The organism is uncultured Cyclobacterium sp., from assembly GCF_963977555.1.
GTDB lineage: Bacteria > Bacteroidota > Bacteroidia > Cytophagales > Cyclobacteriaceae > Cyclobacterium.
Genome location: NZ_CAXBPD010000010.1, coordinates 162263 through 175452 on the forward strand (window position 1 = coordinate 162263; position 13190 = coordinate 175452).

Consider the following 13190-nt stretch of genomic DNA (forward strand, 5'->3'; position numbering starts at 1 on the left):
GAGTCCTAAAAAAATAAACTCACTATTTCTCTAACATTGGTAAAAAATATCAATTCCAAATGTGGAGAATCCATAGATTAAACATACCGTTCATGTAAAAAAATATGGCGAGGTAAAATTGTTATCCATAAACAGATCTTAATTATAGCTTTTAAGGTGGTATAAAAATCAATTTTTAATCCGCCTTCTATAAAATCTATCTCATACGGGGCTGAATACCTAAGTAAATATGTTGAAAGCATAAAAAATTCAATTGAAAATTTACCTTATGATCACTTTCAAAATACTCCTCCTCATTGGCTTTCGATATATTCCGAAAGAGCAAAAATTAAATCCTTTCCAAATAATCTGGCTTTTTCTTGGGTTACAAGCTGCCCATTATTAATTCCAAATGGAAACTCTAGGGTTGTAGTCATTATTAACCCTTCATCTAAAAAACCTGAGGCCCACTTGCTAAAAGAATATCCCTGTTCATAATTGCTTCCTTTATTCCAGGCAGTTCCATATGCTAGAAAACCGGTTTTACTGTTAATTGTAAGTGGCCCCTTCTGTGATCGGATTAAAGTATTAACAAATTTTTCCTGTGCAGCAGCAATCCTTTCCTCTTCATTACCCACAAAATAAACCCATTCATTGTTTTCTCCTTTGATCCAAGGATTGTGAAGATCTATCCCTATCCAAGGCAATCCTTCGATCCATTTTGGTATGTCTTCCCTTATGGCTTTCGTACTTGTATAAATACTCTCTCCGGAATAATCCCTGTTGTGGTCTCTAGGGGTTCGGTTCTTGCCCTGGTCACCTTGCTCTACCCCATCCTTATCTAAAAATGGAATTACCATAATCTCTACATGTTCTAACAACTTAACCATGGTGGGATTTTTTGATAACATGGCGTCAATCATTCCTTCAATAATATAATTACTCATCATTTCTCCAGCATGGGCCCTGGCAGTAAACAAAATTCTAACCTTGGGTTGGTGATCAAAGTTACTGATTAACAGTTTTTCAACACCTCTCCCTGCTCGGGTTTTACTGAGCACAGACTTTCTAATGTATTTAGAATTTTTGTGCTTTAACATAAACCTATCGAAGTTTTTCTGCGTGTAAGCCATACCCATACTTAGCATAACAGGGGCTCCGCTACCAGAAAAATCAAAGCTAAAAAGTTCAGGGCCCAGGTGATTTTCTTTATCAATCCAATTCCATTCATAGCCACCATCTGTGCTGTACGCCGCTCCCATATTGGTCAAAACATTGGGTTTAGTCGCTTTAAAAAACCATTTCTTATTCGAAGTGTTTTTAACAGTAAAGCACCAATAAAACCACTCTCCTTTAGTATCCCGGAGGTCAGGCTTAAAGAAGATGGTATCTCCTAAAATTTTCTCGACAACAACATTTCCACCAGGAAAATCAATTGCAATTACTGGAATTTGAGCCGTCCTATTGGCCAAATTTAACTTGTTGGTACTCCTTACTTTTAAAGGATTCTTTAACTCTTCTTGGGCAAGTAGGTTTTGCGAAACAAATACAGCTAAAACCATAACAATCAAAACAAGGTAAAAAGGATAAGTTGATTTCATAGCTATTAAAATATAGGGGAGAGGTGTTTGCAAAATTGGTTTTATTGGAAATCAGCTATAGCTTTTCTAGTAATCCAAGCCTATAAACTTAGAAAAAATCGTCGTTAAGGGTTAAGTGCGCTTTGCTTATTAAAATATGTTAAGACATGTCAATATTTTTGAGTTATACCACTAGCACTTTTAGTAAAAGCCTTAGCGTTTAACCTCTACCTTACTTAGTATTTTAGGCCAATATATCTTTGACCACGTTTCCATGTACATCTGTAAGCCTGAAATCTCTACCCCCAAAATGATAGGTCAACTGCTTGTGATCCACTCCCAATAGGTGAAGTATGGTGGCGTGAAGATCATGAATCGTGACAGGGTTTTCTTCTACCCTATAGCCATACTCATCCGTTTGCCCATAAATGGTTCCTCCTTTCACACCGGCCCCGGCCATCCACATGCTAAAAGCGGAAGGATTATGGTCTCTCCCATCAGCTCCCTGAGCAAAAGGGGTACGACCAAACTCTCCAGTCCAAACCACTAGTGTTTCTTCTAGCAGCCCTCTGGATTTCAAATCTTTTAAAAGACCTGCTATAGGTTGATCTACCGCATGAGCATTCCGCTCATGTCCGTCTTTTAAACTATGGTGTTGGTCCCACCTATCAATCCCACTCATGTAGGGACAAGTAAGCTCCACAAAGCGAACACCTCTTTCTACCAGTCTCCTCGCCATTAAGCATTGGGCCCCATAATTTCTTGTATTCAAATCCTCATCAAATAACCCATACATCTGCTTTGTCGCTTTGGTCTCCGAAGAAAACTCGGTCAATTCAGGCACGGAGGATTGCATGTGGTAAGCCAATTCGTAATTTTTAATGGCAGCCTCAATTTCGTTTGATTTACCCTCCTCTTCCGCATCCATTTCTTTGATGAAATCCAACTTCTGTTTTTGGTGACTTGTCAAACTGCTGTCCGGCTTAATATTCGCAACCGGGGTGGTCCCAGTTTTCATAATAGACGCCTGGTAATCGGCAGGTAGAAAACCATTCTTAAAATTATCAACTCCTCCTGGAGGAATCAGTCCACCATCCAAAACCACATAACCTGGCAAATTGCTGTTTTCGGTTCCTAATCCATAATTGACCCAGGCGCCTACACTTGGTCTTCCCTGCAGCCCACTCCCAGTATGTAGGAAATAATTGGCGTTGGTATGCTCGGGGAAATTAGATACCATTGACCTAATCAATGCCAAATCATCTGCACAGCCAGCAATGTGAGGGAAAAGCTCACTTACCGCCATTCCAGATTCTCCATATTGCTTAAAATCCCAAGGGCTCTTTAGAATTTTCCCATTGTTATTAAATTGTGTCGCATCTATTTTAAACTTGGGATCCATACCATTTTCTCTGGCTAGCCTGGGTTTTGGATCAAAAGAATCTACCTGAGACACTCCTCCGTCCATGTACAAGAAAATAACATTCTTGGCTTTTGGTAGAAAATTAGGCGCCTTGGCCAATTGACTTAGAATGTTTTGCGGTTGCTTGTCTGTAGACTTGCAGGCAGTATTCAGGCCACCCATCATGCCCATTAGAGCAAGAGTGCCAAACCCACAACTGCTAAATTTCAACATTTCTCTTCTACTTAGGGCTTTATTGAGAAGTGGCTTGTGATTGTTCATGGGGCTACAGTAAATAAATAAATGATTTCATATTAAATAAAGCATGGCAGTATTCTTTCCATACTAGCAAGTCTATGTTTCCCTCCTCCTCAGATTCAACGGAGGCTACAGCCCTCGTTTCATTCAGAAACAACTGGCCTTTACTGATTTCATCTTCCGTAGCTGGCCTCGAAAATGCCTTTAAATAAGCCTCAGAGATTTTTTCTTTTTCAGAAAGCTTTTTATTGTCCAACAATCCTTTGGCCATACGGCCTGCCTGTTCTGCAATGAATGGATCATTCATTAAAAACAAAGATTGGGCTGGCACATTGGTTACGTCACGTTTTCCGAAAGTGGTAAATGGCGTAGGGCGGTCAAAGGCGGTCATCATCCGGTCAAGAAAATTTCTCCTCACTTCCAGGTATACTGATCTTCTCCCATCTCCATCCAAGGGTCCTGAATTTCCAGGCCTTCCTCTCCCCTGCATAAATGAAGTCAGATGTACAGCTACCGGCTCACCGAACATAGATGTATCCAATGTTCCAGCAGCAGCCAAAACAGCATCTCTGATTCCTTCCGCTTCAAGCCTTCTGACAGAATACCTTGTAAGGTATAAATTGTCAGGATCTTTATCTACGCTTCCGCCCGAAGTTGCTCTTTGAAAAGCCTGGCTCAATACCATGTTTTTAACCATGGTTTTAATAGACCAGGATTGTTGAACAAATTGCAAAGATAGAAAATCCAGCAATTCAGGATTTGTGGGTAATTTTCCTTGAAGCCCAAAATTATCAACTGTTTCTACTATTCCTCTACCAAATACATGGTGCCAAATCCTGTTTACCATAACCCTAGAGGTTAAAGGGTTATCTTCCGACAAAATCATCTTTACCATTTGCTGTCTTCCGCTTCCCTCGCCCTTATAGGGTTTCTGTTCTTCAAATATACCGGAAAGGAAAATTCTTGGCATTGTTTCCTCACTTTGGTCAGTATGATTCCCCCGAATAAAAACAGGGTTTTCCCTTGCAAAACCATCCGTTACACCTTGTATAAATACGCTGTCTTTAACCAAATTACTGATGGCTTCACTTTTAGCTTTTAAAGCCCAGGCAGCAGGGAAATGATTTTCAATAGCCCTTGATTTTAATTTCTGATTGAGAAAGACAATTTCTGAAGGTGTACTTTCACCATCCTTCCAGTTCTTTACTGCCTGAGAAAGTGAAACGTTAGTTTCCTGATCGTTTAAGAAGGGAGCTTGCCAAACCTCATCAAAAGCAATGGCATAGGCAGCTTCTATATAGGCCTCTGGATCTTGTGTATACCTATGCCTGATAAATGAACCTGGTAAAATTTCAATATAGACTTTCTGCCCCTTCCAACTCCCTACATCAATGGTATAATTTTGCCATTCTTCTCCATCAACTTTTTGGTCCAGATCACCGTAAATAGGGTTACTTATGAGTTGAAAATTCTCCATCACTATACGGATGCTTGCGCCTTTACCTTTTGCTTTGACACCTATAAACTGCTTGTCAATAATAAAGTCAGGAGACCTTAATGCACCATAGATACCCCTTCCAAATTTTTGACTAGAAGCAATTCCCGAAGACAATGCTTGTAAATCACCTTTAGAAGAAGTTAACAAAGGTTCTCCCAAAGTGGTGCTATTACCAAAGGCAAAACCATCAGCTTTCCAGTCCTGAAAATCAGCACCTCTAAAATCTCCCAAGACAACAAAATCTTCAGAATAGGCCGCTGGAGATTTTAAATTAACAAGCTGAACTGGAAGTGTATCTGCCGATGTGGAGTCTATCCAGGAATTGGCTAATAAAGATTTAATTTGCTGTTTAAACCCAGCTGCCTGAGAAATCCTTTCAAATTTCAAATTAGAGTCTCCAACAGGTACAGGGCTGAAACGAGTGCTTCCCAAAACCCCATAAAGCGAATAGTAATCTGCAGTAGGTATGGGGTCAAATTTATGATCATGGCATTTAGCACAGGCAACGGTTAATCCCTGAAAACTTTTGCCTACCACATCTATCATATTGTCTATTCTGTCTGCTTCATCTTTTTTTACATCAACTGGACTGTGCGTTCCTTCACCCATGGTAAAAAACAAAGTACCTAAAACAGATTCATTCTCACCAGTTTTGGGATTAACTCTGGGAGAAGAAAGCATGTCTCCCATCAATTGTTCTTTTATTAGTTGATCATAAGGAACGTCCTGATTGAAGGCTCTTATAAGGTAATCCCTGAATCTCCAGGCCCCTTGAATTTGATAATCAAACTCATGTCCTTTGGTCTCAGCATAGCGCACCACATCCATCCAATGGCTGGCCCACTTCTCTCCAAATGCAGGGTTTTCAAGGTATTCATCCACCAATTCAGCATAAGCCTCTGGCCTGTCATCTTCCACAAACTTTTTTACTCTTTCCACTTCTGGTGGAAGGCCTGTCAGAACATAGGACAACCTACGTATCAGCTGGTATTTATCAGCTTTTAAGCCAGGTTTCAAGCCTTTTTCGGCTATTTTATCGTTAATTAGCGCATCAATTTGACTGCTAAAGGCATCCTTTGCTGTTTCCTTTTCTGTGGTTGGAGACAAAAAAGCCCAGTGGGGTTCATATGCTGCACCGTCTGCTATCCATTTTTTTATCAACGCCACTTCATGGTCAGAGAGTGTTTGTTTTAAAGATGGAGGAGGCATCATAAAATCCTCATCTTGGCTAGTAATTCGATCGATCAATGCACTTTTATGAACAGATTCAGGTACGATTGCCCAATTCCCACTTTCCAAAAGTTTTGTTGCTCCCTCTTCATTGTCTAATCTCAAACCTGCTTCTCTACTACTTGGATCTGGGCCATGACAGAGGTAGCATTTCTGTACAAGAATAGGTTTAATATGAAAATTGAAGTCCACTTGGGCAGGCATTTCCAGCTTAGTTTCTTGTTCACAAGAAAGCAAAGCACCTAAGGAAATAGCTGCACAAAATGCTATTAAAACACGAAAAGAATAGAGCCATTTAAGCATTAACAATCCATATGAAATTGACACCTTATATATAAAGTAAAATGAATAATCTTCAATTTACTTTATTTTACAAAAACTTCAATGGCAAAAGAAGGAAAACACCAACTTATAAGAAAATAGTCATACAAATGGTTAAAAAATAGGAGTAATTTTGAAAATTTGGATTAGCCCAAAATAGCCAATAGACACTCTGTTACGCACTATAATCAGCATAAAATCATCTATTTTATTGTCATTTCGACGAAATCTGCTGGTTAGGAATTTAAATTTAAAATCGCTATTTGGTTGAAATCTCTAAAACAGCCTAGTTTTTCCCGCGATCGCTTTACCTTTTGAGCGGACTTTGGAAATCACCCTGAAAAATCTGGAAATAGCAAATCAGTAAGCTGCAAGCAAATTAACACAACCAACTTAGGGAAATATAGTTTCAAACCGGCATTATAAAGGGTATGTCATGATTTAAATCCGATGAATCATTCTGAATTTTTAATAATATTCAACTATTTGATTAATATTTAAATTTATAATCATTTCATAATAACATTATTATATTAATTACTATCTAAACTAAATATTAACCTAAATATTTATATTAATTTGTTTTTTATATACATTAAATATACTTTTTTAAATATATTAAGAATAATAAAATAACTCATTAATTATTTACTAAATTCTTCCTAATATTCAAAAACCAGAATATAAATTGTATAATTGGTTACGTACATCATTATTTTTGATAATGAAACCGATTGCATAATTAATTTTGTTTTACTATTATTGAATATCATATAGGACCTCATGAATCAAATTTCCTATCTGTATTCTAAAATAATCTTTTAATTCTAACCCAAAAAGAATGAAAAACTTATTACAAAAACAATTTTTCAGGGTATCAGAAATGAAAATTCTGATACTCTGTCTCTGCATGCTGTACATTTCAGTCGATGCTACAGCGAAGTTACCTAAAATCAGAATTGACGATGACATTACAGTTTCGGGTCAAGTAACTGATGAAAGCGGTGAGGGTCTTCCTGGAGTAACGGTACTTATCGAAGGGCAAGGAACAGGAACAGTCACAGATATTGAAGGCAATTATAAAATTACAGTGCCTGACAATGCAAGTTTGACTTTTTCTTTTGTTGGCTTTACTACTCAAACTATGGAAGTGGGGAACCGTTCAGAATTGAATGTCACCTTGATTATGGACACCGCTTCATTAGATGAAGTGGTAGTCATAGGCTATGGAACCGCAAGAAAAAGAGACCTGACAGGTGCTGTTTCATCCGTTACCGCATCCAAGCTTGAAAATGAGAATCCAAATTCAATTCAGGATGTATTGAGGGGAAATATTGCTGGTTTGAATGTAGGCTAAAGTACATCAGCAAAAGGTGGAGGTAGCCTCGAAGTACGTGGAAGAACTTCCTTAAATGCAGGTTCTAGTCCCCTATTGGTACTTGATGGGGCCATCTACTATGGGCAACTTGCAGATATCAACCCAAATGACATCGAAAGCATAGATGTTTTAAAGGATGCGAGTTCTGCAGCAGTATTCGGCGCGAAAGCTGCTAGTGGTGTAATACTTATCAACACTAAAAAAGGTGAATTAGGAAAGACTCAAATTAAAATTAATTCAAATTGGGGGCTGGCTACAATGTCTAAAAATGAGCCTTTATATGGCCCAGAAGGCTTTCTTTCCTGGAGAGAAGACGTAATGGAAAGTATAAATGCTGGAGGATTTGAACCTTATAGATTCTCAAATCCTAACACACTTCCAGCTAACATCTCTTTAGACACCTGGCTTAAATATGATGGGTCAGAAGGGGATCCAGAAACGGTATGGTTGCAGCGTTTAAACATGCAACCACTTGAAATAGCCAATTACAAAGCTGGAGAAAGTGTCAACTGGTACAATATGATGTTTCAAAATGGCTTAAGACAGGATCATACTGTAAGTCTTTCAGGCAGAAATGAAGATTTCCAATATTATTGGTCCATGGGCTATTTGGACAATGAGGGATTGATTGTGGGTGATAAGTTCACCACCATAAGAAGTAGGTTCAATATAGAAGGCAATATAAACGATTGGCTTACGGTGGGTATGAACACACAATTTGCAGATCGAGACGAAAGCCAAATTTCAGTGAATTGGGGCGACATGGTCAACTTATCTCCGTGGGCAGAACCCTTTTTAGAAGATGGTGAGAGCCTTAGATTTAGACCAAATGAAGAAGTGAGTGGTGGACGCCACCCCTATTACACTCCTGGATTTACAGACAGGTTACAGAAAGAGACCACCATCAATGCTACTTTATTTGCAGCAATTGAACTCCCTTTTGGTATCAAGTTTAGAACAAACTTCACACCACGTTATGAATTTTATGAACGCTACAATCATGAAATGGCGGCTCATCAGGATTTTGAAAACATGGGGGGAAGAGCAAGCAGACAACAAAGAAAGGTATATTTCTGGCAGGTTGATAATATCTTAAGCTGGAGCAAAAACATTAATAATATCCACAATTTCGATGTGACGCTTTTAGCAAACTCAGAAAAATACCAAAGCTGGGACAATACCATGTCCAATGTGGGATTTGAACCACATGACCGGTTAGGCTACCACAATATTGGAGCGGGTATCAACCCAATCATTTCAAGCAATGACCAAACCCATACAGCAGATGCACTTATGGGGAGGGTAATATACACCCTTGCTGATAAATACATCACCACGCTTTCTGTAAGAAGAGATGGATACTCTGCTTTTGGTCAAAGCAACCCCAGAGCCACTTTCACATCAGCCGCATTTGGATGGGTTTTCACTGATGAGGATTTTGTCAACATTCCATGGTTGGACTATGGTAAATTAAGGGTTTCATGGGGTGTAAATGGCAACCGTGACATTGGTAGATACGCTGCCCTTTCAGACTTGCAAACAGGTAAATATTTCTACCAAAGACCAAGCGGTGATATGTATTTTGTAAGTCAATTGTATGTAAATACCATGCAAAACTCAAACCTCAAATGGGAAAAAACAACCTCTTCAAATATAGGATTAGACTTCTCCCTATTCAATGGTGTTTTAGACGGTACCATAGAGGCCTATGACATGTCCACAACTGATCTCTTGGTAGAACGTTCACTCCCAGATATTTTAGGGTTTAACTTTGTCTATGACAATTTAGGCGAAGTAAGGAATCGGGGCGTAGAGGTTAGCTTGAATAGTCAGCTTATTCAAAGGTCAAACCTTACATGGAGAACTAGTTTAAATTTCCAAATGAATCGCAATAAAATAATTAGTCTATATGGGGACTTGGATGAAAATGGAGAGGAACTAAACGATATAGAAAACAAATGGTTTATAGGTCATCCAATCGATGCCGTATGGGATTACAAAACAGACGGAATTTGGCAAACTCCTGAAGCTGATCAAGCGAGTGATTATGGCGTAAGGCCAGGTGATTTTAAAGTTGAAGATGTAAACGAAGATGGGCTTTATTCAAATGCCGATAGACAATTTTTAGGTTTTACGGAACCAAGATCAAGATGGAGTTTTAGAAATGAATTTAAAGTCTGGAAAAACTTTGATGTATCTTTTATGATGTATGCTTATTTAGGGCATATGGGTACTTTCAACCAAAGGAAAAACAGACAAGGATTCCTTGACCGATCCAATTCCTATATTCTCCCTTATTGGACAGAGGAAAACCCTAGCAATGAATGGGCCAGACTCTATTCTAGCGAAGGTGGAGCCGGAGGTTTCAATGTTTATCAAAGCAGGTCATTTGTTCGTTTGGAAAATGTTTCTGTAGCATATACTGTACCCCGCGCTATTGTAGAAAGGGCGAAAATAGAAAATTTACGATTTTATATGAACGTAAGGAATGTTGGCTTCTATGCTACTGAGTTTAATTTCTGGGACCCAGAATCTGCAGTCCCAACCCCTAGAATCTTTACACTTGGAGTTGATTTAACTTTGTAATAATTGGCTAAAATGAAAAAAATCATGAAATTTAATATAAAAAAATCAACGTTTTACCTCTCCGTATTGGCCACTGGCCTATTGGTAAGTACAACTTCTTGTGATGAAAGTTGGCTAGAACCTGAACCATTATCCTTCTATGCACCCGAAAACACTTTCAACTCTTCAAGTGGGCTTTGGGGAGCATTGGTTGCATGTGAGAGAAATATGAGACATGAACTTACTGGTGATGGCCCTCCTATCCTTACGGAGCATATATTTACCGAGGTGGCCGTAGAAGGAACAACCGATAAATCTGGCCCTGCACAGGACATGAACTTACTGATAACACCAGATGCCAATCTTAACTCTGCCAACTACAATAGAATAGGCTGGTATTGGTATGAGGGTTTTAAAGGGATTAAATATGCAAATACCGTAATCTCTAGAATTGACGACCCAACAGATTATGAATCAGAAGAGGAAAGAAACCACATCCTCGGAACTGCTTATTTCCATAGAGCATTAAGGTACTATAGGCTTACAAATCAATTTGGAGATGTCCCTTTGATTCTTGAAGAAATACTTGTACCTCGACTGAACTTTTATTCCACCAAGAGGGAAGTAATTCTCCGGAAAATGAAAGAGGACCTAGAATGGGCAGAACCATGGGTTCCAGCAGTGATGGACAAAGGGCAAGTTCCTAAAGGAGCCATTCAGCACCTTTTAACTAAAGTAAATCTTGCACTTGGAGAATTTGACGATGCCATTGCATCCGCTTCAAGGTTAATAGATGGAGGTACACATTCCTTGATGACTGACAGATTTGGCTCTACAGGTAATGACCCTTCGAAGAACCTAATTTGGGATTTACATCGACCTGAAAATAAATCGGCAAATGTAAATAAAGAAGCGATTTTGATGGTCATGGATCGTGTTGATACTGAAGGAAATTCTGGCGGAATGTCTTCTATGCGACAAGGTGTGCCTTTCTGGTTTACTAACATCAATACGCCAAATGGTAATCGAGGCACTATTGATCAGCCAGGAATTGAAATTGATCAAGTTAGCACCTATGGTAGGGGTATTGGGAGACTTCGTGGTACCTGGTACCACCAAAGTATGATATGGGATGATGAAAACGACCTAAGGCATGCACCTGGAAACTGGATGGACATGACTGATTTGGTTCATAATAACCCTGATTTAAAAGGTACTGATGACTATTACGGAGAACCCTTACAGTTCCGAAACAATGAAGGCACCGTATTAGTAGTAGACACCATTAGAAGCTGGTTTTCTTGGCCTCATTACAAATTATTCATACCTGATCCTCAAAACATAAGACCTAGTGGAGGCCATAGCGATTGGTATATATTTAGGTTAGCCGAAACGTATCTTTTAAGGGCTGAAGCCTACGTTTGGAAAGGTGATTTAGCCAATGCTGCCAATGACCTAAATGCGGTAAGAACCCGTGCGGGTGCTGCTACTTATTCTCCTGACCAAATGAATATTGGGACCATATTGGATGAAAGAGCTAGAGAATTGTATTACGAAGAACCTAGAAAAACAGAACTTACCAGAATGGCTTTCATTTTTGCCAACACTGGCATCCAAGCTTATAATGGTAAAACTTATTCTATAGAGAACTTTTCAGATGAAAACTTCCTCTACGACAGGATAATGTCTGTAACTGACTTTTACAATAAAGGAGTTTCAACCAGACATGGAGATACCTATACCTATAGTCCTTATCATGTACTGTGGCCTATACCTGCCCCTGCAATAAATAGTAATACCCAAGGTATTATCAATCAAAACAAGGGCTATTCAGGTTATGAAAACAATGTTCCTCCACTTACTACTATAGAGGAAAATACAACTGAATAAAGCACCCTAATTCGCACTACCAAAGCCCTGAAAAATTCACATTTTTCAGGGCTTTCTTTTTTAAGTAAAAATTTTAACCATTTATAAATTCAGGTTATAGAAGTCCTATAAATATTTAGGGAAAAATACAAAGACTGCCTAAGTTTCTTACTCTGTAGTAAATGACATTTTCACGATAAGCTTAAAGCCATACGGTGCAATTAGGTAAAAAAATAAATTTCATTTTTTTGTAAATCGTACTTGACTTTATGAAAATCATACTTACCTTTATGTAAAGTTTATTTTACATTAATTAAAAAGATATGGAAACGCAAAAATGGAAAAAACAGCGCAAACAGAAAACTAAGAATTTGGGAATATGGACTGCTTTATGGGTCACAACTGTTGCTTTGGTTACTTTCGGACCTCAGTTTTTATGGCATCACAATAACCTGATAACTTGGTTGGGGGTTTTTGTCAACCTACTTTTCGCAGTAGGTTTGCTATTGGCTAATATTCGCTTTCTCAAATCGCTTGATGAAATGGAGAAGCAAATTCAACTGGAGGCCATTGGAATAGCATTAGGAGTTGGGGTATTTGGAGGCTTGGCTTATAGTCTTTTAGATGTTACAAACTTAATAGCAGTTGATGCTGAAATTTCCTTTTTGGTAATAGCCATTAGCCTTACTTATTTGGTTGCAATCGCTATTGGAAAAATGCGTTACCAATGAAAAACAATTTGAAAGTACTACGTGCGCAAAACAACTGGACTCAGGCAGACCTTGCCGACAGCCTGTCTGTATCTAGGCAAACCATCAATGCCATAGAAAAGGGGAAGTTCGATCCAAGCCTGCCCCTTGCTTTTAAGATCGCCAAACTGTTTGGTAGCGCTATTGAAGAAATATTTATTGATGAAAGTGAAGAATAGACCCAAATCTTCAGACATGAAAAACCCAATTTATAGACCCAAATCTAGGTTTAAATTGTGCGCATAATCTCCTCCACTTTATCAGGACAAATTACGATAATAGGAAAACCAGTGTTTTAGATATTTAAGCTTATTATAGCTTACGTATTACGGTTAAGGCCAATTGGGTAAATAAAACCCAA

7 protein-coding genes and 1 pseudogene are annotated in these 13190 nt (G+C 38.6%); 5 read left to right on the forward strand and 3 right to left on the reverse strand.

Annotation, left to right across the window (positions count from 1 at the left end):
* Window positions 1-293: 293 nt before the first annotated feature.
* The 3 genes from AAC073_RS14230 to AAC073_RS14240 form a co-directional block, all read right to left on the reverse strand.
* The gene (locus tag AAC073_RS14230; RefSeq protein ID WP_339924450.1) at window positions 294-1580 is read right to left on the reverse strand and encodes a M14 family zinc carboxypeptidase; all 1287 of its coding nucleotides are present in this window, start codon (window positions 1578-1580) and stop codon (window positions 294-296) included.
* A 223-nt stretch (window positions 1581-1803) separates the two neighbouring features.
* On the reverse strand, window positions 1804-3243 hold the full coding sequence (locus AAC073_RS14235) for a DUF1501 domain-containing protein (RefSeq protein WP_339924451.1): 1440 nt from the start codon (window positions 3241-3243) through the stop codon (window positions 1804-1806).
* A gap of 4 nt (window positions 3244-3247) precedes the next feature.
* Window positions 3248-6250 carry a PSD1 and planctomycete cytochrome C domain-containing protein gene (locus AAC073_RS14240; RefSeq protein WP_339924452.1) on the reverse strand — a complete coding sequence of 1001 codons (3003 nt, stop codon included), beginning with the start codon at window positions 6248-6250 and terminating at the stop codon, window positions 3248-3250.
* Between the two features lie 859 nt (window positions 6251-7109).
* On the opposite strand from AAC073_RS14240, the gene AAC073_RS14245 reads away from it, so the two are divergent.
* From AAC073_RS14245 to AAC073_RS14265, 5 genes and pseudogenes are all read left to right on the forward strand, one after another.
* Window positions 7110-7625 (forward strand): carboxypeptidase-like regulatory domain-containing protein, encoded by a 516-nt coding sequence (locus AAC073_RS14245; protein WP_339924453.1) that lies wholly within the window; start codon window positions 7110-7112, stop codon window positions 7623-7625.
* Window positions 7626-7643: 18 nt separating this feature from the next.
* Window positions 7644-10232 (forward strand): annotated as a pseudogene (locus AAC073_RS14250) (SusC/RagA family TonB-linked outer membrane protein); the annotation flags it as partial.
* Window positions 10233-10256: 24 nt separating this feature from the next.
* Entirely contained in the window at window positions 10257-12101 is a 1845-nt protein-coding gene (locus AAC073_RS14255; protein WP_339924454.1) for a RagB/SusD family nutrient uptake outer membrane protein, read from the forward strand.
* A gap of 302 nt (window positions 12102-12403) precedes the next feature.
* Window positions 12404-12811, forward strand: a complete 408-nt coding sequence (locus AAC073_RS14260; protein ID WP_339924455.1) for a hypothetical protein — start codon at window positions 12404-12406, stop codon at window positions 12809-12811.
* Complete coding sequence (locus AAC073_RS14265) at window positions 12808-13008, forward strand: helix-turn-helix transcriptional regulator (RefSeq protein ID WP_339924456.1); 201 nt, start codon at window positions 12808-12810, stop codon at window positions 13006-13008. Before AAC073_RS14260 ends, AAC073_RS14265 begins: the two co-directional genes overlap by 4 nt.
* Window positions 13009-13190: the final 182 nt, after the last annotated feature.